Below are 20,825 nucleotides of genomic sequence, written 5' to 3'. Positions count from 1 at the left end.
TCAGCCGAGCTGGGACAGGACCCGGGCCGAGATCAGCTCCAGGTGGTCCAGATCGGCGAGGTCGAGCAGCTGGAGGTAGAGCCGGGAGGAGCCGACCGCCTCGTACGCGCCGATCCGCTCCACCACCTCGGCCGGGGAGCCCGCCAGGCCGTTGGCCTTGAGCTCGTCCACGTCCCGGCCGATGGCGGCGGCCCGCCGGGCCACCTCGGCGTCGTCCTTGCCCACGCACACGACGAGGGCGTTGGAGTAGACGAGGTCGTCGGCCTTGCGCCCGGCCCCCTCGGCCGCCGCGCGGACCCGGCCGAACTGGCGCTCGCTGTCCGCGATCGAGGCGAACGGCATGTTGAACTCGTCGGCGTACTGCGCTGCGAGGCGCGGGGTGCGCTTCGCGCCGTGGCCGCCGATCAGGACGGGGATCTTCGCCTGGACCGGCTTGGGCAGCGCCGGGGAGTTCTCCACCTGGTAGTGGACGCCCGCGTAGTCGAAGGTGGCGCCGACCTCGGTGGCCCACAGGCCGGTGACGATCTCCAGCTGCTCCTCCAGCCGGGCGAGGCGCTCGGCCGGGAAGGGGATTCCGTAGGCCTTGTGCTCCTCCTCGAACCAGCCCGCGCCCAGGCCGAGTTCGACGCGGCCGCCGGACATCTGGTCGACCTGCGCGACCTGGATGGCGAGGACACCGGGCAGCCGGAAGGTGCCCGCTGTCATCAGCGTGCCCAGGCGGATGCGCTTGGTCTCGCGGGCCAGGCCGGCGAGCGTGATCCAGGCGTCGGTGGGACCGGGCAGGCCGTCGGCCGATCCCATGCGCAGATAGTGGTCGGAGCGGAAGAAAGCGTCGAAGCCCAGGTCCTCGGTGGCCTTGGCGACGCTCAGGAGGGTGTCGTAGCTCGCGCCCTGCTGGGGCTCTGTGAAGATACGGAGATCCATGTCCCCATCCTGCCCCTTCGACCCCGGCCGGGTGAATCTGAGTCAACCGGGCGCTCCACCCCGCCCCCGCCAGTGACCAGCCCGGACGGGGATCGTTGGCTCGGACGGAGCCGGACCGCCCGGCCCGCGCGCCGGCGGCCTTCGCCGGTACGTCCACCGCCCCCTTCCGCCACGGAAGGGCCAGGGCCGAGGAGGCCGCCATGCCCCAGGAGTCCGCGCCGGAACCCGTCCGACAGCTCGGTCAGGACCGCCAGACCGGGCAGGCAGCACACGACCACGCACACCAGGAGCCGGTGGTACCCGCCCAGGGCGGTGCGCCGAAGGGTCTGCTGCAGCAGATGGAAGAGCTGATGGCGGCGCTGAACGCCGACCTCTCGCAGCTCGACGCCGACCTCCAGTCCTCCACGGACCGCAGCCCCGGCACCCCGCTGCCCCAGGGCGGCCGCACCCCGGAGAACGAGTACCGCCCCTCCCCCCGGTCGTACTGACCGCACGGGTCCCGCCGCGCGCGGCGGGACCCCACCCCGGACCCGTGCCGTGACCGGAAAGGTTCCGGAAGTCTCAGGCCACGCCGGACGCGGACCCCCGCTCGCGCACGGTGAGCCGGCGCAGGATCGCCCGCACCCGGTCGCTCGACTCGTCGGCCGCGTCTATGGACTCTATGCACTGCCAGTACAGACCCTCGTCGTCCGTACCGCAGGCGACCCCGACCAGCGCTATCCCCACTTCGCCCAGCAGCGCCTGCAGTCCGAGCAGCGCCTGTCGGACATCCATCACCCCGCTCAACTGCGCGGCCCGCGGCGGCAGATCGGGCGCGTAGCCCTCTCCGCGCAGCGCCGCCCGGTCGAGCACCCCGCAGCCCCTGCCCCCCGCCTCGCCCAGCCCCCGTGCCTCCGATCTCAGCTCCGGCGGCCCGGTGACCGCCAGCCAGCTCCCTATGCCCTGAGCGAGGGCCTGTGCCTGCCAGGCCTCGCCCACGATGTCCCACGCAGCCCCGCTCTGTGCCAGCGCGTGCCGGCCGGCTGCGATGAGCCGTACCGCGTCCATATGCCGTCCCCCGTCCGCACGACATCTTGCCGTTCACACCACTACCCAGAGTGAGGGCAACGGGCCGCTAAAGCCAGGGGTATTCGGAAATTGTGGACACAAACATGGTTGTGGATAACGCCATCACTCCGAAGAGTGACGGCCCGCCACCGGAGCACCGGGGACGGGGAACCGCAGCTCGTTCCGCTCGATCTTCGCGGCGAGCGCATCCAGCACATCGACCCCGAGGACCTCACAGAATTGCAGCAGATAGGCCAGCACGTCGGCCACCTCATCGGCCACTCTGTGCGCGCTCTCCGGCTTCTCCATGACCCTCGCCGACTGTTCCGGCGTCAGCCACTGGAAGATCTCGACCAGTTCGGCCGCCTCCACGCTCAGCGCCACCGCCAGGTTCTTGGGCGTGTGGTACGGCTCCCAGCCGCGCGCCGCCGCGAAGTCGGCGAGCCGCCGCTGCAGCCGGTCGATCCGTTCCTCGGGCCGCTCCCCGGGCCGCCGTTCGGGCGCGTCCTCGGGCCGCTCCCGCGCGGGCCCGGCGGAGGTGTCACGTTCGTCGCTCATGCGCCCAGGTCTACCACCGAGACGCCCTCCACCCCCCGGGCGGCCTCCGCGCACGCCTCGCCCGCCGAGGCCGTCAGCCTGACCTGCCCGCGCCCGCACGCCAGTACGGCCAGCCGCAGCAGCTCGGCGCTCTGCGTCCGGTCCAGGTCCCGGTCGAACCCGTCGGCGACCACGGCCAGCACCTGCCGCGCGGAGAGCAGTTCGGCGGCCGGGTCCATGGCCAGCACCCCCGGCCCGGTCAGCAGCACCAGCGCGAGGGCCAGGAAGCGGAGTTCACCCGCGCCGAGCCTGGCCAGTTCGGTGGCGGGCCGGGCGGAGCCGCGGTCCAGCAGGCCGGTGACCGGGCCGCCCTCGGGGGCCCGTACGTCCAGCCCGGCCACCCATCCCGCGCAGCCGGTCCGGGCGGCCTCGGTCAGCAGCCCGTAGCGCGTGCCGCACTCCGCGCGGGTCCGGCGCAGTACGTCGGCCAGGTTGGCGCAGTCGCCCAGCAGCCGCCCCTCCCCCGGCGCCACCGGCTCCCGCATCCGTTCCGGGCGCGGATCGCAGGGGAAGACCGAGCGCAGCGCGACCACCACCTGCTCGGCGGCGGCCAGTACCCGGCGCTGCCCCTCCGTGGCGCCGGCCACGCGCAGCGGGAGCAGTGCGGTGCCGAGCCGGTCGTCGGGGAGCGGGGCCCGGGTGACGCCGATGGCCCCGCCGGTCAGCCAGGCCGCCTGGACGGACCGTCGCCCGGGGTCGCGCAGGGCGGTGCCGAGCAGGATCTGGCCGTCCACGGAGAGCCGTTCGCCGACGATCCGCAGCGCGGGCTCCGCCTGGACGGCGAGGTCGAGCCGGACCGGTCCGGCGGGGCCGTCGACCGTGCAGCCGATCCGGAACCCCCGCCGCCGCTCGGCGTCGGGCACCGCCCGGTCGGGGATCCTGGCCCGCGGCTCGGGGAACACCTCTTCGAGGGTGGCCCCGCCGGCCAGCGCGGCCAGCGCCCCGTACGCCTCCAGCACCTGCGATTTGCCGCTTCCGCTCGGACCGGTGAAGACCGTGATCGCCCCCAGCGCGAACCGGGCCCCGCGGTGCGCCCCGTAGGCGGAGAGCCGCAACTCGGTGACGACGGGCCGCAGATACGGCCCGCCGGGCGGACCCGCGGCGAGGCCGGCGGACGGGCCGGCGGCCGCGGCCGGAGCCGGGCCGGCGGGCGCGGCGCGAGCAACGGGCACGGCGGGAGCGGCGGATACCGCGGTTACGGCGGATACCGCGGTTGCGGCGGATACGGCGGTCGCGGCGGGCACCACGGGGGCGGCCGGGGCGGAGGCAGGCGGGGTCATGCGCGGGACGGTACGGCCCGCGGAACCCCCCGGGGGTCCGGCGAACCGTTCCGCCCGCGGGACCTTCCTACGATCGGGGGACGGCCGCGGCCGCGATCCCCTCCACCTCGGTCCCGACGGGCGCCAGCAGGAAGACGTTCCGGTCGACCCGGTGCATCCCGCTGCCCAGCCCGAAGACCACACCGCTGCTGAAGTCCAGGATCCGCTTGGCCACTTCGCCGTCCGCGCCCGTGAGGTCCAGGAGCACCGGGATCTGCGCGATCAGGTACTCCGCCACCTCCCGCGCGTCCGCGAAGACCTGGACGCGGATGACCACGAAGCGCCGCTGCTCCGCCGCGGACGCTCCCGGCGCCGTGGGAATCGTGCGGTGGTCCACCCGGGAGGGCCATTCGTTGCGACTGCGCAGCGGAACCACCTGCGCGAGCCCCTCCCACTGCTCGTCGGTGACGTCGTACCTGCTCACCGGGCCGCCCCGGCCCTGCGCTTCATGTGCATCCCCCCATCCTCTCGCGTTTCACCCGTTCAGCCCAACACCGACACGAGCTGTCCGGTTCCGCCGCTCCGGCTACCCACCCCCCACCGAATAAGTTAGGTTAGGCATGCCTAAGTAACCGCGCACGCTCTCGCTCCACTCACTCGCACTCGGGACGACGGAGATCCACATGCAGCTGCCCATGCCCACCGACGCCGAGCGGGTCCGGTCCGTCCTGGCCGCCGCCCATTCCATGACCGTCGTCACCGACGGGCTGCGCACGGAGATCCGCCACCTCGACGGCAGCGACCCGCTCGGCCGGCTCCACCTGCACCCCGCCGAACCGGGCGGCCACGCCGAGCACCGGCCCTCGATCCGCCTGGAGTTCACCGACATCGCCCCCACCCCCGTACGGGACCGGGTGCGCGCCCGCGTCACCCTGCTCGGGCGCCTCCTCACCCCTTACTCCGACGAGGGCTCCGACTCCACCTGCGTGGAGTTCGGGCAGGCCGTCCTCGAAGGCTCCGACGGCACCCGCTCGTACGTCGGCCTCGAGGAACTGGACGCGGCCCGTCCCGACCCCCTCGCCCCGTACGAGGCGGGCATGCTCACCCACCTCCTCGACGACCACGCCGAGCTCGTCACCCTCCTGCTGCGCCTGGTGCGGCCCGCCGGCCAGTCCGAGCGGTCCGAGCGGTCCGGCGAGCCGGCCGTCCTGCGCGCGCTGCCGGTCGCCATGGACCGGTACGGGATCACCCTGCGGCTCGAGGAACGCCGCGGCCACCGCGACGTACGGCTCCCCTTCCCCTCCCCGCTCGACGACGTGGAGCAGTCCGGCGCACAGATCCAGGCCCTGTTCAGCGCGGCCCGCCGCCACTCGCACCGCAACACCCTGCCCGCCTGAGGCCTCCCGCGCCCATCAGGCCGGGCCCGCGAGCCGCGCGCGGGGATTGCGGGCCGCACACGCGGAACCGCCGGAGCGAGCGGCTCCGGCGGCGTGTGCGCCCGTACGCGCGTTTCCGCGCTCAAGAGGTGATCGGCGGCGAGGCACCCCCCTCCCCCGAGGAGCCGAGCCGCGGGCCCACCGCCCGCAGCGCGCCCGGCGTGCGGCCCTCGCCCCAGCCGATCTCCCGGCGGTAGCTGCCGAGCAGCCCGCGGCCGGCGAGCCCGGCCTCGTCCCGTACGGCCGGGTCCTCGGGCAGCGGCCGGGTCAGCGGGGCCACGAACAGCGCGTCCACCGGGCAGTTGGCCTCGCACAGGAAGCAGGTCTGGCAGTCCTCCTGCCGGGCGAGCAGCGGGATCCCCTGCGGGCCCCGTTCGAACACGTCGGTCGGGCACACCTCCACGCACTTGTCGCAGGCGATGCACCGCTCGGCCGAGACCAGTTCGATCATGCGACCAGCCCCGCCGGACGCGTCCACACCCGGTCGAGCCCGCCGGTCACGATGCGGTGGTGCTGCGCCGGGTCCTGATCGGGGTGGTCGAGCCGGCGGGCCATGCCGCGGCTCTCGGTGCGGGCCAGCGCGGCCGCGTACATCCAGCGCGCGTGCGCCGTCATCGCCGCCGCCTGCCGGGCCTTGACCAGGCCGGCGCCCTCGCCGTGCAGGGAGGTGCGCAGCTGCGTCCAGGCCTCGTCGAGCGCGCCGAGCGAGGCGGTGAGGACGGAGCCGCTGCGGAGGTAGTTCTTGTCGTACGGCAGTACTTCGGCCTGTACGAGTTCCACGGCCGCCCGGTGCCCGTCGGTCGGCCCGGCCTTCCCCGTCGGGCGCAGGCCCGCTCCGCCGGCCCCGGTGACCGGCCGGCAGGCGGCCCGGCCCGAGGCCAGGGAGCGGGAGTACGCGGCCGCGCCGGCCCCCGCCCAGCTGCCCGAGGACATCGCCCAGGCGGCGTTGTGGCTGCCACCTCCGGTGAAGCCCCCGCAGATCTCCTCACGGGTGGCCGCGTCCCCGGCGGCGTACAGGCCGGGGACCGCGGTCGCGCAGTCGTCCCCGGTGATCCGGATGCCGCCGGTGCCGCGGACGGTGCCCTCGGCCAGCAGGGTCACGGCGAACCGGTCGGTGAAGGGGTCGATGCCGAGCCGGTCGAAGGTGAGGAAGAAGTTCGGCTGGGCCAGGCGCATCGCGGCCTGCGCGGCGGCGTCTGCCCGGTCCAGGCGCGCGTACACCTTGGCTCCGGTGAGGAGTTCGCGGGCGATGGCGGAGCGGCCGCCCTGGCTGGCGGCGCCCTCCAGGACCCCGCCGTCCTCCCGGTAGAAGGTGGCGAAGCCGTAGAAGGCCGTCTTGGTCACCGAGGTGCCCTCGGGGGCGATCCCGTAGGAGTTGGAGAACTCCATGCCGGAGAGCTCGGCCCCGGCCTCGGCGGCGAACAGCGCACCGTCCCCGGTGTTGGTGTTGGTGCCCAGCGCACCGCTGAGGAAGGCGCAGCCGCCGGTGGCCAGGACCACGGCGCCGGCCCGGACCCGGTAGTGCTCGCGGGCCTGGCGCCGGTAGCCGGCGGCGCCCGCGACGGCGCCGTCCGCGTCGGTGAGCAGTTCGGTGACCGGGCTGTGGTCGAGGATCCGGACCCCCGCGCGGCGGACCCGGATGCGCATGCGGCGCATGTACTCCGGCCCCTGCAGCCCGTTGCGCAGCGGCCGCCCGTCCGGGCCGGTCGGGAAGGGGTAACGCCCGTCGGTGGCCAGCTCGTTCATCCGGTCGTACGTCTCGTCGAGGACCCGGGACATCCACCGCCGGTCGGCGAGGTACCCGCCGAGACCCTCACGGCTCGCCATCGCGGCCTCGCGGGCGGCCGGCTCCGGCGGGACGTACCAGACGCCGGTGCCGCCGGCGGCCGTCGCCCCGCTGGTGCCGCAGTAGCCCTTGTCCGCGAGGACGACCGAGGCCCCGGCCCGGGCCGCCTCGAGGGCGGCCCAGGTGGCGGCGGGCCCACCGCCGACGACGAGCACGTCGGTGACGTGATCGCTCACGCCGTCGCCCCCGCGTAGCGGTTGGCGGGCCGGGCCAGCCCGTAGTTCTCGCGCAGGGTCCGGCCGCTGTACTCGGTGCGGAACAGGCCGCGGCGCTGGAGGATCGGGACGACCTGGTCGACGAAGTCGGTGAGGCCGGTGGGCAGGACGGGCGCCATGATGTTGAAGCCGTCGGCGGCGCCCTGGGTGAACCACTCCTCCAGCTGGTCGGCGATCTGCTCGGGCGTCCCGGCGAAGACGCGGTGGCCCCGGCCGGCGCCCAGGCGGGCGATCAGCTCGCGCAGGGTGAGGCCGTCGCGCCGGGCGAGCTCGGCGACGAGCGTGAAGCGGCTCTTGTTGCCGTTGATGTCCCGCTCCTCGGGCAGCTCGGGGAGCGGGCCGTCCAGCGGCAGTCCGGTCAGGTCGGTGCCGAGCATCCCCGAGAGCTGGGCGAGCCCGTACTCCGGCACCTGCAGGTCGGTGAGCTCCTGCTCCAGGGCCTTGGCCTCGGCCTCGGTGGAACCGATGACGGGGGCGATGCCCGGCAGGACGAGGAGGTCGCTCTCGGCGCGGCCGTACTTGGCGAGCCGCGACTTGAGGTCCTTGTAGAAGGTCTGCCCGTCGGCCAGGGTCTGCTGCGCGGTGAAGACGGCCTCGGCGTACTCGGCGGCGAACTCCTTCCCGGACTCGGAGGATCCGGCCTGGACCAGGAGCGGGTGCCCCTGCGGGGAACGGGGGACGTTGAGCGGGCCGGCCACGCCGAAGTACTCGCCCCGGTGGGCGGCGGGGTGGAGCTTGTCCGTGTCGGCGTAGATGCCGCGCTCCTTGTCGAGGACGATCGCGTCGTCCTCCCAGCTGTCCCAGAGCTTGGTGGCGACGTCGAGGAACTCCCGGGCGCGGTCGTAGCGCCGGCCGTGCTCCAGGTGCTCCTCCCGGTTGAAGTTGCGGGCCTCGTCGACGGTGCCGGAGGTCACGATGTTCCAGCCGGCCCGGCCGCCGCTGATGTGGTCGAGGGAGGCGAACTTGCGGGCCAGGTTGTAGGGCTCGTTGAAGGTGGTGGAGACGGTCGCGATGAGCCCGATGTGCTCGGTGACGGCCGCGATGGCGGAGAGCAGCGTGAGCGGCTCGAACCCGCCGAGGGCGTTGTAGCGGGCCTTGCCCCACAGGGCGAGCCCGTCGGCGAAGAAGATCGAGTCGAGCCGCCCGCGCTCGGCCGTCCTGGCCAGTTCCTGGAAGTAGCGCAGATCGGTGACCCGTTCGGGGCTGCTGGCCGGGTGGCGCCAGGCGGCGTCGTGGTGGCCGGCGTTCATGAGGAAGGCGTTGAGGTGGAGGGTCCGGGGTGCGGTCATGTCGTGTCCTCGGGGGAATCGGGTCGGATGGGGCCGGGCGGGTCGGTCCGCGAGCGGGTCGGTCCAGGAGCGGGTCGCGACGCGCACCCGGCGGTGGCGGGAAGGCGGGCAGGCGGTGCGGGCCGGCGGTGCGGGCCGGCGGCCGGCGCCCCGGGGTCAGGAGGGGACGCGCCAGAGGCTCAGGCGGCGCTCGATCGTGACCAGGATCTGGTTGAAGGCCAGGCCGATCGCGGAGATCGTGACGATGCCCGCGTACATCTGCGGGATCGCGAAGTTGAACTGCGAGGCGTTGATCAGATAGCCGAGTCCCGCCTTCGCGCCGATCATCTCGGCGGCCACCAGGACCAGGATCGAGACGGCTCCGGCCAGCCGGATGCCCGTGAAGATGGCGGGCACGGACGCCGGCAGGATCACCTTCTGGAAGAGCCTCGGCGTGGACAGGTCCATCGAGCGCGCCAGCTTCACGAGCGTCGGATCGGCGTTGCCCACCGCGCTGATGGTGTTCAGCAGGATCGGCCAGACGCAGGCGTAGACGACGATCGAGACCTTCGAGGTCTCCCCGATGCCCAGCAGCAGCACGAACACCGGCAGCAGCGCCAGCGCCGCCGTGTTGCGGAACACCTCCAGCAGCGGCCCGAGCAGTGCCGCCACCGGCCGGTACCAGCCGATCAGCAGCCCGAGCGGGACCGAGACGGCCACCGCGATGCCGAATCCGCCGAAGGAGCGGGCCAGACTGGCCTTGCTGTGCTGGGCGAGCTGCCCGTTGCCCAGCAGCTCCCACCAGGACTTGCCCACCTCGCTGACCGGCGGCAGGAACGTCGCGTCGACCAGCCCCAGCCGCGGCGCCGTCTCCCACAGCGCGAGCAGGGCGAGGATCGCCGCCGAGCGCAGCGCCACCGCCCGCAGCCCCCGCAGGATCCTCAGGGCCGCGGCCGGGACCCGTACGGGAGCGCGCGCGGGCTCCCGTACCGCCGCGGGCGCGGGGCCCCGTACCGGCGCCCGGTCCGCTTCCGCCTGGTCCACTTCCGCCAGTTCCACCGTCGTGCTCATACGGCGACCTCCTCCTTCTCCAGTTGCTGGGCTCGGGCCACCTCGTCGTGGAGCAGGGTCCAGATCTCGTGGCGGTAGCGGGCGAACTCCGGGCTGGAGCGCAGGTCTTCGCCGGTGGCCCCGGCGGAGCGGTCGCCGAAGGACACGGGGACGACCTGCTTGACCCGTCCGGGGCGGGAGGTGATGACGGCCACCCGCTGCCCGAGGTACACGGCCTCCTCGATGCCGTGCGTGATGAACACGATCGTCTTGCCCGTGCTCTGCCAGATGCGGCGCAGCTCGTCCTGGAGGGACTCGCGGGTCTGCGCGTCGAGCGCGGCGAACGGCTCGTCCATCAGCAGCACGTCGGGGTCGTAGGCGAGGGAGCGCGCGATGGCGACCCGCTGCCGCATGCCTCCGGACAGCTCGTGCGGGTGCCGGTCCTCGAAGCCGGTGAGGCCGACGAGGTCGAGGAACTCCCGCGCCCTCGCCGTACGTTGGCGGCGCGGAACGCCGGTGGCCTCCAGGCCGAACTCGATGTTGCCGAGCGCGGTGCGCCACGGCAGCAGCGCGTACTGCTGGAAGACGATGCCCCGGTCCAGCCCGGGCCCGGTGACCGGCTTGCCGTCGAGCAGGATGCGGCCGGAGGTCGGCCGGGTCAGGCCGCCGAGCAGGTCCAGGAGGGTGGACTTGCCGCAGCCGCTGGGGCCCACGACGACCACGAACTCACCCGCCGCGATCTCCAGGTCGATGCCGTCGAGGGCGGTGAACTCCCCGCCGTTCCTCTTGTTCTTCTTGTCCTTCGTCGGGAAGGTCTTCGTCACTGACTCGAACACGATCTTCGCCATGGCCGCGCCTCAGCCCTTCCCGTATCCGTTGAACTCGTTGGTGTAGAGGTCCGAGGCCTTCAGCTGGTCCTTCTTGAGCTCGCCGCGCTCGGCGAGCCAGTCGAGCCAGAGCTGGAACTCCTTGTCCTCGATCCGGCCGCCGGTCTCGGCGACGCCGAACGAGCGCCAGTACTGGAGGGTCGCGGTGTCCTCGTTGCGGCCGCGCTTCTTGACGATCTCGGTCATCCGGGCGATGACCTCCTCGCGCGGGGTCGTGCGGGACCACTCGATGGCCTTGGCCACGCCGGTGGTGAAGGTGCGGACGGTGTCCGGGTTCTCCTTGATGAACTTCTGGGTCATCACGTACGAGCCGGCGCTGAACTTGCCGAGCAGGTCGAAGTCGCTGAACAGCGGCCGGATGCCGCCGGCGGCCAGCGCCTTGTCGCGCAGGACGCCGGTCAGCACGCCCACCTCGATCTGCTTCTGGCGCAGCACCTGTTCGGTGTTCACGGGCGGAATGACGATGGGCTCGACCTTGGCGGCATCGGCCTTCGAGAGGCCGTTGCGACTCAGGTAGATGTCGAGCAGGGCCTGGTAGTGGGCACCCAGGGTGTTCATGCCGACCTTCTTGCCGAGCAGGTCGCGGGCGGACCGGATCGGGCTGTCCTCCAGGACGTAGTAGCCGCCGTACGAGTACTGGTCGACACCGTAGGAGGAGATGACGGCCTTGATCGGGGCCTTGCTGGCGGCGAGTTTGATGACCGCCCCGTTGAAGGCGCTGCCGAAGTGGGTCTGGCCGGTGGCGGCGGACTGGATGTCCTGGGGGCCGCTGATGGTGTTGCCGACCCAGTCCAGGGTGACGTCCCCCAGGTAGCCGAGGTCGGCGGCCAGCTCGGGGAGCGTGACCGAGCCGACCGCGCCCTGGTACTTGAGCGAGGTGACCTGCTCGCTGCGGGCGCCGGTGGCGGTCGCCGTCCCGCAGCTCACCGCGGCCGCCGAGATGCCGAGCAGGGTGAGGAACTGGCGTCGGGAGGTGCGGGTCGTGGTGAAGGCTGCGGGCATGACGATTCCTTGTCGATCCGGTCGGGCGGGTCTCACGGGGCGGGCGGGTGGAACGGGCGGAACGGGCGGCTCCGCACGAACTCGTTCGTTACGGGGGCCAATGAGGGGCAAGGGGCAAGCGGCAAGGGGGGGTACGGAGATCAGTGCGCGGTGGCGAGCGCGGCGGCCTCGGCCGCGCGCAGGGCCTCCGCGAACTCGTCGACGGCCTGGTAGAGGTCCAGCTCCGCCTCGGCCCGCAGCCGGTCGGGGCCGTCCCCGCGCTCGACGGAGGAGTCCAGGACGAAGCGGCCGGCGGTGACGTGCCGGGCGCCGAGGGCGGCGAGGACCGGGCGCAGGGCGTAGTCGATGGTCAGGACGTGGGCGAGGCTGCCGCCGGTGGCGAGCGGGAGCACGGTCTTGCCGGCCAGCCCGTCCTGCGGGAGCAGGTCGAGGAAGGCCTTGAGCAGTCCGGTGTACGAGGCCTTGTAGACCGGGGTCGCGATGACGACCCCGTCGGCTTCGGCGACGGCTTCCAGGGCCCGCCGGACCTCCGGCTCGCCGCGGCGGGCGGAGAGCAGATCGGCGGCGGGGAGATCGCGCAGGGAGAGGTGAGCGGTCTCGAACCCGGCGTGGTTCAGGCGGCGGAGCACGTGGTCGGCGACGACGGCGGTGCGGGAGTGGACGGAGGGACTGCCGGTGAGGGCGAGCAGCTTGGGCACGGAGCGCTCCTTGGCTGACGGTGCGGGGCGGGCGGTCGGGGCGGTCGGGTCAGGCGGCGGAGTCGGAGGCTCCGGCTGCGGAGACTGCGGAAGCTCCGTCGGTGGAGGCTCCGTCGGTGGAGGCTCCGGAGGCGATGCCGAAGGCCGGGTCGGGCACGGACTCCGGGCTGATCAGCCGGGACGGGACCCCGTCCGGCCCGACCGGGACGTCGCCGTCGACGGTCACGCGGCGCAGGGTGCGCTCGTGGTCGTCGGAGTCGTCGACGCCGTAGTGCTGGGTGGCGCGGTTGTCCCAGATCGCGACGTCACCGGCCTGCCACTGCCAGCGGACGGTGTTCTCGGGGCTCTCGATGTGGGACTGGAAGAGGTCCTGGAGGGCGCGCGAGTCACGGCCGGTGAAGCCGTTGATGCGCTGGACGAAGTTGCCGAGCAGCAGGGTGCGCTCACCGGTCTCCGGGTGGACGCGGACCACCGGGTGCTCGGTGAGGAACTTGGTGGAGGTGAACACCTCGCGGTACTGGGCGAGCGCCTCGGGGACCGCGTCGGGCTTCAGGGCCGCGTAGTCGTACTCGTTGGAGTGCACGGCGCGCAGGCCGTCGGCGAGGGCGCGCAGCGGCTCGGGCAGGTGGGAGTACGCGGTGGCCGTGTTGGCCCACAGGGTGTTGCCCCCGTAGGGCGGGATGGTGACGGCGCGCAGGATGGAGAAGGCGGGGTAGGCGGGGACGAAGGTGACGTCCGTGTGCCACTGGTTGGCGCGGGCGCCGTGGTGGGAGTCGATGCCGAGCGCGTACCGCCCGTCGGCGGAGGGCACGGTGGGGTGCGCGACGGGCGCGCCGAGGAGCTGGGCGAAGGCCTCGTGCCCGGCTTCGTCGAGGTGGTCCTGCCCGCGGAAGAAGACGACCTTGTGGGCGAGCAGCGCGGCCCTGATCTCGGCGACGGCCTCGTCCCCGAGCTCCCCACCGAGGCGGACCCCGCCGATCTCGGCGCCTATGCGGCCGCCGATCTTGGTGACGGTGATGTCGGTGCGGGTGGCGGTGGTCATGATGGCTCCTTGTTTATTTCCGCAGAGGAAGAAATAGAGGTGGGCGGAGGGGAAGCAATACGAAGGGGTGAAGGGCGGTGCGTACGACGGGGCGGGCGGCGCGCGGTGCTCGATGACGACCGCGCTGGACCGGGTCGGGACGGGAGGAGAACGGGCGGGCCGACGAAGCCCCCACGCCAACCCGGCGCGGGCACCCTCACGACACCCGGGCCCCCCGCACGAGTCACCGCGACGGGACGGGCCCGGACGGGATCACCGAAACCCCGAAACCCCGGGGCAACCGGACTACCGGACTACCGGACTACGGGACTGAACGACGGGGGTCGGCGGAAGGCCGGAGCGGGGCGGGCGGAACGGTGCACGGGGGCCGAGGCGACGCCTCTCAGGCGTGGCGGCGGGCCGGACAGCGGCCCTGACACTCGCCCGGCGCGGTACAGGAGCCGGGGGTGCGGAGCCGCGGGGCGAGGAGCTCGTTCGCGGACATGTCCCGGAGCCTGCCAGCGCCCCCACAACGGGTCAACCCCGTCCCACCCGGCACCGACCCGCTCCGCCGACCCACCACACACCCCCCACGACCTGCGCTTTCCCCGATCCGGGCCACCTCCCCCCAGGCCGAAACCCGTGGCCGGATTTCACGCCCCCGCAACGCACCCGCCACGCCCTCGCGACGCCGGCCCACATTCCCCGCCCCGGCCCCCGCACGAGGCTCCCCCTCCCGGCCCCCCGCTGCACACGACCACTGCGCAAGCCCCCCTCGGCAACGGGGCCGGGGCGGAGCTCCGGGGAACGGGCGAAGGGCGGGTAGGGGAGCAAGTCCCGCGCAGTGGCACCGCGCGACACGGCATGATCGGGAGCCACCCCACCCCCCGAGGAGCGCACCCGTGTCCCCCACCCCCGGTGACAGCCGGGCCGCCGCCAACGCCGCCGCCGTGCTGCGCGCCGTCCTGGCGCACGGCCCCATCGCCCGGAGCGACATCCCGAAGCTCTGCGGCCTCAGCCCCGCCGCCGTGTCACGGCAGACCACCGCCCTGCTGCGCGCCGGCCTCCTCCGAGAGCTCCGCGAACTCCCGGAACCCAGCGGCACCTCGACCCCCGCCAGCCCCGGAAGCCCCGGAAGCCCTGAGATCACCGGAGACCCCATCCGCCCCGGCGGTCCCGCAGGCCCGAGAGGCCCGGGAGGCCCGGGAGGCCCCGGAGGCCCGGGAGGCCTCGGAGGTCCTGGCGGCTCCGGCGGCCCCAGAGATCCGGGAGGATCCGGAACCCCCGGCGGCCCCGGCCGCCCCCGCATCCCCGTAGACCTGAACACCGGCCCCACCACCGGCCCCCTCGCCGCCGCCCTGCACATCGGCGTGCCCTCCTCCACCTTCGGCCTCGTCGACCTCCGCGGCCGCGTCCTCGCGCGCCGGGCCTTCCCGCACGCCGGGCACTCGCCCGCCGCCCTCCCCGCCGCCATCGCCGCCGAACTCGGCCGTTTCCTCGACGAGTTCGGGAGCGACCGGCCCGTCCTCGGCCTCGGCGCGGCCCTGGGCGGCTGGGTACGGCCCGCCGAGGGCACCATGGTCCGGCACGATGCCCTCGGCTGGCACGGCCTCCCCCTGGCCGCCGGGCTCCAGGACCGGCTCGGTCTGCCCGTCTCCGTCGACAACCACGCCCGCGCCATCGCCCACGCCGAGATCCTCTTCGGCCGCCCCGAGGCCCGCTCCAGCCTCCTCCACCTCTTCATCGGCAATGTCGTCGACGCCGCCTTCGGCATCGAGGGCACCGTGCACCAGGGCCCCGGCGCCGCCGCCGGCGACGTCGCGCACCTCCCGGTGCCCGGTTCGCGGACCCCCTGCGCGTGCGGCCGTACGGGTTGTCTCCAGGCGAGCGCCTCCGACACGGTCCTCGGCGCCGAGGCCGTCCGACGGGGCATCGTCCCGGAGCCTTCCGTCAACCTCCTCGTCGACGCCGCCGCCACCGGCGACCCCCGCGCCGACCGGCTGCTGCGCGAACGCGCCCGTACGGTCGGCCGGGCCGCCGCCCTGCTCCTCGACGTGTTCAACCCGGCCGTCATGGTGATCACCGAGCTCTCCAGCGTCCTGTACGACGGCTACCTCGACGAGATCCGCGACGCGGCCGGCGCCCCGGACCGCTACGGACAGCGGATCGTGGCACCCCACGCGGGACCGGCCGTACTGCCGGTAGCCTCCGCGACCGTCCTCCTCGCCCCGCTCTTCCGTGACCCATCGGGTCTCACATGAGAGGGCGAGATCACATCCGGTGGTTATAGGTCGTTCACATGGACCCCCCTAACATTCGAGCCATGACGGTCCTGCCTGATGACGGGCTCTCCTTGGCCGCCGAGTTCCCTGACGCGACGCATGAGCAGTGGCAGCGCCTTGTAGAGGGCGTCCTGCGCAAGTCGGGCAAGGAAGTTTCCGGCGAGGCAGCGGAAGACGCGTTGTCCACGAAGCTCGAGGACGGGCTCACCACCCGCCCGCTGTACACCGCGCCCGAAACCGCGCCCGACACCGGCTTCCCCGGATTCGCCCCCTTCGTACGGGGCGGTCGCGCCGAGGGCAACGCCGCCTCGGGCTGGGACGTCCGCCAGCGGATCGCCGGCACCGATCCCGTACGGGTGAACGAGGCGGCCCTGGCCGACCTCGAGAACGGCACCACCTCCCTGTGGCTGGCCGTCGGCGACGCCGGTCTCCCGGCCGAGGGCCTGGCCCGGGCGCTGGACGGGGTCTACCTCGACCTCGCGCCCGTCTCCTTCGACCCCGGAGCCCAATTCGCCGAGGCCGCCCGGGCGTTGGTCGCGCTGTACACCGAGAACGGGGTGGCCCCCGAGGCCGCCCACGCCTCGCTCGGCGCCGACCCGCTGGGCCACGAGGCCCGTACGGGCGTGGCCCTGGACCTCGCCGGAGCCGCCGCGCTCGCCGCGGAGACGGCCGCCTGGCCCCACGTACGCGCCCTGACCGTCGACGCCCTGCCCTACCACGAGGCGGGCGGCAGCGCCGCCGAGGAGCTGGGGCTCTCCCTGGCCACCGGAGTCGCGTACCTGCGCGCCCTGACGGAGGCCGGCCTCACCACCGAAGCGGCCTTCGGGCAGCTGGAGTTCCGCTACGCGGCGACCGCCGACCAGTTCCTCACCATCGCGAAACTGCGCGCCGCCCGGCGCCTGTGGGCCCGTATCGCCGAGGCCTGCGGAACCCCCGCGGCCGGCGCCCAGCGCCAGCACGCCGTCACCTCGCCGGTGATGATGACCCGCCGCGACCCGTGGGTGAACATGCTGCGCACCACCGTCGCCTGCATGGCGGCGGGCGTGGGCGGCGCGGACGCGGTCACCGTGCTCCCCTTCGACCAGGAGCTCGGCCTGCCGGACGCCTTCGCGCGCCGCATCTCCCGCAACACCTCCACCATCCTGCTGGAGGAGTCCCACCTGGCCCGCGTGATCGACCCGGCCGGCGGCTCGTACTACGTCGAGCAGCTCACGGACGAACTCGCGCACGCCGCCTGGGAGTTCTTCCAGACCGTCGAGAAGGCGGGCGGCCAGGCGGCCGCCCTGCGCTCGGGCCTGGTCGCCGACCGCCTCGCCGCCACCTGGGCGGAGCGCTCCAAGAAGCTGGCCAAGCGCCGCGAACCCATCACCGGGGTCAGTGAGTTCCCGCACCTCTCCGAGAAGCCGGTGGTACGCGAACCCGCGCCGGCCCCGCTCACCGGCGGACTGCCGCGCGTGCGGCGCGACGAGGCGTACGAGGCCCTGCGCGCCCGCAGCGACGCCCACCTGGCGGCGACGGGCGCCCGGCCGACGATCTTCCTGGCGGCGCTCGGCCCGGCGGCCGCGCACACCGGCCGCGCCACCTTCGCCTCCAACCTGTTCCAGGCGGGCGGCATCACCCCGGTGCACGACCCGGTGTCGGTGACCCCGGAGACGGCAGCGGCGGCGTACACCGCGAGCGGCGCGGACGGCATGGCCGTGATCTGCTCCAGCGACGCCCTGTACGAGGAGCAGGCCGAGGCCGTGGCCGCGGCCCTGCGCGCGGCGGGCGCGAGCACCGTGTTCCTCGCGGGCAAGCCCGGCACCGCCGCGGCGGCCGTGGACGAGTACGTCTTCGCCGGCTGTGACGCGGTCGCCGTGCTGTCCTCCGTACTCGACCGGATGGGAGTCGCGCTGTGAGCATCCCCGATTTCTCCGAACTCGCGCTGAACGGCGCGGCACCGGCCTCCGGGTCCGAGGACCAGTGGCGCGCGGCGCTCAAGGAGTCCACCGGCTCCGGCGCCGACGACCTGCTGTGGGAGACGCCCGAGGGCATCGGCGTGCAGCCGCTGTACACGGGCCGGGACCTGGAGGGCCTGGACTTCCTGCGGACCTACCCGGGCGTGGCCCCGTACCTGCGCGGCCCGTACCCGACGATGTACGTCAACCAGCCCTGGACGATCCGGCAGTACGCCGGCTTCTCCACGGCCGAGGAGTCCAACGCCTTCTACCGGCGCAACCTCGCGTCCGGCCAGAAGGGCCTGTCGGTGGCCTTCGACCTGCCGACGCACCGCGGCTACGACAGCGACCACCCGCGCGTGACGGGCGACGTCGGCATGGCGGGCGTGGCGATCGACTCGATCTACGACATGCGCCAGCTGTTCGACGGGATCCCGCTGGACAAGATGTCGGTGTCGATGACGATGAACGGCGCGGTGCTGCCGGTCCTCGCCCTCTACATCGTGGCGGCGGAGGAGCAGGGCGTCTCCCCCGACAAGCTCGCCGGGACCATCCAGAACGACATCCTCAAAGAGTTCATGGTCCGCAACACCTACATCTATCCGCCGAAGCCCTCGATGCGGATCATCTCGGACATCTTCTCCTTCACCTCGCAGAAGATGCCCCGGTACAACTCGATCTCCATCTCCGGCTACCACATCCAGGAGGCCGGGGCCACGGCCGACCTGGAGTTGGCGTACACGCTCGCGGACGGCGTGGAGTACCTGCGCGCCGGCCAGGCCGTCGGCCTGAACGTGGACGCGTTCGCGCCGCGCCTGTCCTTCTTCTGGGCGATCGGCATGAACTTCTTCATGGAGGTGGCCAAGCTCCGCGCGGCCCGCCTCCTCTGGGCGCGCCTGGTCAAGCAGTTCGACCCGCAGAACGCCAAGTCCCTGTCCCTGCGCACCCATTCGCAGACCTCGGGCTGGTCGCTGACGGCGCAGGACGTCTTCAACAACGTCACCCGCACCTGCATCGAGGCGATGGCGGCGACCCAGGGCCACACCCAGTCGCTGCACACCAACGCCCTCGACGAGGCCCTCGCACTGCCCACCGACTTCTCGGCCCGCATCGCCCGCAACACCCAGCTCCTGCTCCAGCAGGAGTCGGGCACCTGCCGGTCCATCGACCCGTGGGGCGGCAGCGCGTACGTCGAGAAGCTCACCTACGACCTCGCCCGGCGCGCCTGGCAGCACATCCAGGAGGTCGAGGCGGCCGGCGGCATGGCGCAGGCCATCGACGCGGGCATCCCGAAGCTGCGCGTCGAGGAGGCCGCGGCCCGTACGCAGGCGCGCATCGACTCGGGCCGCCAGCCGGTGATCGGCGTCAACAAGTACCGGGTGGCCACGGACGAGCAGATCGACGTCCTGAAGGTCGACAACTCCTCGGTGCGCTCCCAGCAGATCGCCAAACTGCGGCGGCTGCGCGAGGAGCGCGACGAGGCGGTCACCCAGGACACCCTGCGGGCGCTGACGAACGCGGCCGAGCGCGGCGACGGCAACCTCCTCGCGCTCGCGGTGGACGCGGCGCGCGCGAAGGCGACGGTCGGTGAGATCTCGGACGCCCTCGAGAAGGTGTACGGGCGGCACGCGAGCCAGATCCGTACGATCTCGGGTGTGTACCGAACCGAGGCAGGCGAGTCCCCGTCCCTGGAGCGCACCCGCGCGCTCATCGACCGGTTCGAGGAGGCGGAGGGCCGCCGCCCGCGCATCCTGGTCTGCAAGATGGGTCAGGACGGCCACGACCGCGGCCAGAAGGTGATCGCGACCGCCTTCGCCGACCTGGGCTTCGACGTGGACGTCGGCCCGCTGTTCCAGACCCCGGCGGAAGTGGCCCGCCAGGCCGTCGAGGCGGACGTCCACGTGGTGGGCGTCTCCTCGCTGGCCGCCGGCCACCTGACCCTCGTACCGGCACTGCGCGAGCAGCTGGCGGAGGAGGGCCGCGAGGACATCATGATCGTGGTGGGCGGCGTGATCCCCCCGGCGGACGTCCCCACCCTCCTGGACATGGGGGCGACGGCGGTGTTCCCGCCCGGCACGGTGATCCCGGACGCCGCCTACGACCTGGTGACGCGGCTGGCCGCGGACCTCGGCCACGAGCTGTAGGCGGCTGACGCGGGTGCCGAAGATCGACGTTTCCGTTTACACGAAGGGCGTACTCGACGGGAAGCGCGCGTTCATCGCGCGCGCGATCACCCTCGTCGAGTCCACCCTGCCCGCTCACCGGGCGCTGGCGCAGCAGCTGTTGACGGAACTCCTGCCCCACTCGGGGCGGGCGCGCCGGATCGGCATCAGCGGTGTGCCCGGGGTCGGCAAATCGACCTTCATCGACGCGTTCGGCACGATGCTGACGGGGCTGGGCCACCGCGTGGCGGTCCTCGCGGTGGACCCCTCCTCGACCCGCACGGGCGGTTCCATCCTGGGCGACAAGACCCGGATGGAACGCCTCGCCGTCGACCCGGCGGCCTTCGTCCGCCCCTCCCCCTCAGCCGGAACACTGGGCGGGGTCGCGAAGGCCACCCGCGAGTCGATGATCGTGATGGAGGCGGCGGGCTACGACGTGGTCCTGGTCGAAACGGTGGGCGTGGGCCAGTCGGAGACGACAGTCGCCGGAATGGTCGACTCCTTCCTGCTCCTCTCCCTGGCCCGCACGGGCGACCAGCTCCAGGGCATCAAGAAGGGCGTCCTGGAACTGGCCGACGTCCTGGCGGTCAACAAGGCGGACGGCCCGCACGAGCGCGACGCGAAGTCGGCGGCACGCGAACTGTCGGGAGCCCTGCGCCTGATGCACCCGGCCGACGCGGCATGGACCCCGCCGGTCCTGACGTGCAGCGCCCGGGAGTCGAAGGGCCTGGACGAGGTCTGGAACCGCCTGGAACAACACCGCAAGCTGTTGGACGTCGACGGTCGCCTGACGGCGAAGCGCGCGTCCCAACAGGTGGAATGGACCTGGTCGATGGTCCGGGACGAACTCCTGGAACGCCTCCGCTCGAACCCGGCGGTACGCGACCTGGCCCCCACCCTGGAATCAGCGGTCCGCGCGGGCACGGTAACCCCCACCTCAGCGGCGGACCGCCTCCTGAAGGCGTTCACGGAGTCCTGAGGGCACGGGCACGCCCCAGCCAATCCAGCCCCGTCGGCGTTCGAGGCGCGGGGCCCGGGGCGGAGCCCCAGGGGGTCCGGGGCGCAGCCCCGGGAAACGGCGAAGGGGCGGGGCGGGGAGAGCCCCGCGCAGCGGCCCACCCCGCCCCCCCCCCCCCCCCCCCCCCCGGGGCAACCGCCCCACCCCCCCCCCCCCCCCCGGCCCCCCCCCCCCGC

19 protein-coding genes are annotated in these 20,825 nt (G+C 73.4%); 6 read left to right on the top strand and 13 right to left on the bottom strand.

Going from position 1 to position 20,825, the window contains the following annotated elements; genetic code table 11:
• On the bottom strand, positions 1 to 924 hold the full coding sequence (locus ACWGDE_RS03500) for an LLM class F420-dependent oxidoreductase (protein WP_453387298.1): 924 nt from the start codon (positions 922 to 924) through the stop codon (positions 1 to 3).
• A gap of 200 nt (positions 925 to 1,124) precedes the next feature.
• Here ACWGDE_RS03500 and ACWGDE_RS03495 point away from each other — a divergent pair, with 200 nt between their 5' ends.
• Positions 1,125 to 1,412, top strand: coding sequence for a hypothetical protein (locus tag ACWGDE_RS03495; RefSeq protein ID WP_453387297.1), 288 nt, complete (start codon positions 1,125 to 1,127; stop codon positions 1,410 to 1,412).
• A 73-nt stretch (positions 1,413 to 1,485) separates the two neighbouring features.
• On the opposite strand, the gene ACWGDE_RS03490 is transcribed toward ACWGDE_RS03495, so the two are convergent.
• From ACWGDE_RS03490 to ACWGDE_RS03475, 4 genes are all read right to left on the bottom strand, one after another.
• Positions 1,486 to 1,971: a DUF6099 family protein gene (locus ACWGDE_RS03490; RefSeq protein ID WP_453387296.1), complete on the bottom strand. Its 486-nt coding sequence runs from the start codon at positions 1,969 to 1,971 to the stop codon at positions 1,486 to 1,488.
• Positions 1,972 to 2,094: 123 nt separating this feature from the next.
• Complete coding sequence (locus tag ACWGDE_RS03485) at positions 2,095 to 2,436, bottom strand: nucleotide pyrophosphohydrolase (RefSeq protein WP_453387336.1); 342 nt, start codon at positions 2,434 to 2,436, stop codon at positions 2,095 to 2,097.
• An 89-nt stretch (positions 2,437 to 2,525) separates the two neighbouring features.
• On the bottom strand, positions 2,526 to 3,848 hold the full coding sequence (locus tag ACWGDE_RS03480; protein ID WP_453387295.1) for an ATP-binding protein: 1,323 nt from the start codon (positions 3,846 to 3,848) through the stop codon (positions 2,526 to 2,528).
• 67 nt (positions 3,849 to 3,915) lie between these two features.
• Positions 3,916 to 4,311 carry a cell division protein SepF gene (locus ACWGDE_RS03475; protein WP_030154409.1) on the bottom strand — a complete coding sequence of 132 codons (396 nt, stop codon included), beginning with the start codon at positions 4,309 to 4,311 and terminating at the stop codon, positions 3,916 to 3,918.
• 199 nt (positions 4,312 to 4,510) lie between these two features.
• Between ACWGDE_RS03475 and ACWGDE_RS03470 the strand changes: the two genes are divergently transcribed.
• A complete protein-coding gene (locus ACWGDE_RS03470) occupies positions 4,511 to 5,224 on the top strand; it encodes a DUF2470 domain-containing protein (RefSeq protein ID WP_453387294.1) in 714 nt (237 codons plus the stop codon).
• A gap of 121 nt (positions 5,225 to 5,345) precedes the next feature.
• On the opposite strand, the gene ACWGDE_RS03465 is transcribed toward ACWGDE_RS03470, so the two are convergent.
• The 8 genes from ACWGDE_RS03465 to ACWGDE_RS03430 all read right to left on the bottom strand — a co-directional run bounded on the left by ACWGDE_RS03465 (position 5,346) and on the right by ACWGDE_RS03430 (position 13,271).
• Complete coding sequence (locus ACWGDE_RS03465) at positions 5,346 to 5,714, bottom strand: 4Fe-4S binding protein (protein WP_453387293.1); 369 nt, start codon at positions 5,712 to 5,714, stop codon at positions 5,346 to 5,348.
• A complete protein-coding gene (locus ACWGDE_RS03460; RefSeq protein WP_453387292.1) occupies positions 5,711 to 7,285 on the bottom strand; it encodes an FAD-dependent oxidoreductase in 1,575 nt (524 codons plus the stop codon). The genes ACWGDE_RS03465 and ACWGDE_RS03460 overlap by 4 nt, the downstream gene beginning before the upstream one ends.
• The gene (locus tag ACWGDE_RS03455; protein WP_453387291.1) at positions 7,282 to 8,613 is read right to left on the bottom strand and encodes an LLM class flavin-dependent oxidoreductase; all 1,332 of its coding nucleotides are present in this window, start codon (positions 8,611 to 8,613) and stop codon (positions 7,282 to 7,284) included. Before ACWGDE_RS03455 ends, ACWGDE_RS03460 begins: the two co-directional genes overlap by 4 nt.
• 156 nt (positions 8,614 to 8,769) lie before the next feature.
• Entirely contained in the window at positions 8,770 to 9,663 is an 894-nt protein-coding gene (locus ACWGDE_RS03450) for an ABC transporter permease (protein ID WP_453387290.1), read from the bottom strand.
• Positions 9,660 to 10,490, bottom strand: coding sequence for an ABC transporter ATP-binding protein (locus ACWGDE_RS03445; protein WP_453387289.1), 831 nt, complete (start codon positions 10,488 to 10,490; stop codon positions 9,660 to 9,662). Before ACWGDE_RS03445 ends, ACWGDE_RS03450 begins: the two co-directional genes overlap by 4 nt.
• Positions 10,491 to 10,499: 9 nt before the next feature.
• The gene (locus ACWGDE_RS03440) at positions 10,500 to 11,531 is read right to left on the bottom strand and encodes an ABC transporter substrate-binding protein (protein WP_453387288.1); all 1,032 of its coding nucleotides are present in this window, start codon (positions 11,529 to 11,531) and stop codon (positions 10,500 to 10,502) included.
• Positions 11,532 to 11,671: 140 nt separating this feature from the next.
• On the bottom strand, positions 11,672 to 12,229 hold the full coding sequence (ssuE, locus tag ACWGDE_RS03435; protein WP_453387287.1) for an NADPH-dependent FMN reductase: 558 nt from the start codon (positions 12,227 to 12,229) through the stop codon (positions 11,672 to 11,674).
• A 49-nt stretch (positions 12,230 to 12,278) separates the two neighbouring features.
• Entirely contained in the window at positions 12,279 to 13,271 is a 993-nt protein-coding gene (locus ACWGDE_RS03430; RefSeq protein ID WP_453387286.1) for a TauD/TfdA dioxygenase family protein, read from the bottom strand.
• An 881-nt stretch (positions 13,272 to 14,152) separates the two neighbouring features.
• Here ACWGDE_RS03430 and ACWGDE_RS03425 point away from each other — a divergent pair.
• The 4 genes from ACWGDE_RS03425 to meaB all read left to right on the top strand — a co-directional run bounded on the left by ACWGDE_RS03425 (position 14,153) and on the right by meaB (position 20,610).
• Positions 14,153 to 15,511, top strand: a complete 1,359-nt coding sequence (locus ACWGDE_RS03425; RefSeq protein WP_453387285.1) for an ROK family protein — start codon at positions 14,153 to 14,155, stop codon at positions 15,509 to 15,511.
• 62 nt (positions 15,512 to 15,573) lie between these two features.
• Complete coding sequence (locus ACWGDE_RS03420) at positions 15,574 to 17,430, top strand: methylmalonyl-CoA mutase family protein (protein WP_453387284.1); 1,857 nt, start codon at positions 15,574 to 15,576, stop codon at positions 17,428 to 17,430.
• Complete coding sequence (scpA, locus tag ACWGDE_RS03415) at positions 17,427 to 19,613, top strand: methylmalonyl-CoA mutase (protein WP_453387283.1); 2,187 nt, start codon at positions 17,427 to 17,429, stop codon at positions 19,611 to 19,613. Before ACWGDE_RS03420 ends, scpA begins: the two co-directional genes overlap by 4 nt.
• Before the next feature lie 13 nt (positions 19,614 to 19,626).
• Positions 19,627 to 20,610, top strand: a complete 984-nt coding sequence (gene meaB, locus ACWGDE_RS03410; protein ID WP_453387282.1) for a methylmalonyl Co-A mutase-associated GTPase MeaB — start codon at positions 19,627 to 19,629, stop codon at positions 20,608 to 20,610.
• Positions 20,611 to 20,825: the final 215 nt, after the last annotated feature.

This window comes from Streptomyces sp. NPDC054956 (assembly GCF_053609185.1).
The sequence above is the reverse complement of the archived record's forward strand: the minus strand, read 5'-3'. Positions and strand labels throughout refer to the sequence as shown.

Coding starts and splice junctions, on each gene's coding strand:
- ACWGDE_RS03500 (WP_453387298.1), bottom strand. CDS start 924: ATGGATCTCCGTATCTTCACAGAGCCCCAGCAGGGCGCGAGCTACGAC.
- ACWGDE_RS03495 (WP_453387297.1), top strand. CDS start 1,125: ATGCCCCAGGAGTCCGCGCCGGAACCCGTCCGACAGCTCGGTCAGGAC.
- ACWGDE_RS03490 (WP_453387296.1), bottom strand. CDS start 1,971: ATGGACGCGGTACGGCTCATCGCAGCCGGCCGGCACGCGCTGGCACAG.
- ACWGDE_RS03480 (WP_453387295.1), bottom strand. CDS start 3,848: ATGACCCCGCCTGCCTCCGCCCCGGCCGCCCCCGTGGTGCCCGCCGCG.
- ACWGDE_RS03470 (WP_453387294.1), top strand. CDS start 4,511: ATGCAGCTGCCCATGCCCACCGACGCCGAGCGGGTCCGGTCCGTCCTG.
- ACWGDE_RS03465 (WP_453387293.1), bottom strand. CDS start 5,714: ATGATCGAACTGGTCTCGGCCGAGCGGTGCATCGCCTGCGACAAGTGC.
- ACWGDE_RS03455 (WP_453387291.1), bottom strand. CDS start 8,613: ATGACCGCACCCCGGACCCTCCACCTCAACGCCTTCCTCATGAACGCC.
- ACWGDE_RS03450 (WP_453387290.1), bottom strand. CDS start 9,663: ATGAGCACGACGGTGGAACTGGCGGAAGTGGACCAGGCGGAAGCGGAC.
- ACWGDE_RS03445 (WP_453387289.1), bottom strand. CDS start 10,490: ATGGCGAAGATCGTGTTCGAGTCAGTGACGAAGACCTTCCCGACGAAG.
- ACWGDE_RS03440 (WP_453387288.1), bottom strand. CDS start 11,531: ATGCCCGCAGCCTTCACCACGACCCGCACCTCCCGACGCCAGTTCCTC.
- ACWGDE_RS03430 (WP_453387286.1), bottom strand. CDS start 13,271: ATGACCACCGCCACCCGCACCGACATCACCGTCACCAAGATCGGCGGC.
- ACWGDE_RS03420 (WP_453387284.1), top strand. CDS start 15,574: ATGACGGTCCTGCCTGATGACGGGCTCTCCTTGGCCGCCGAGTTCCCT.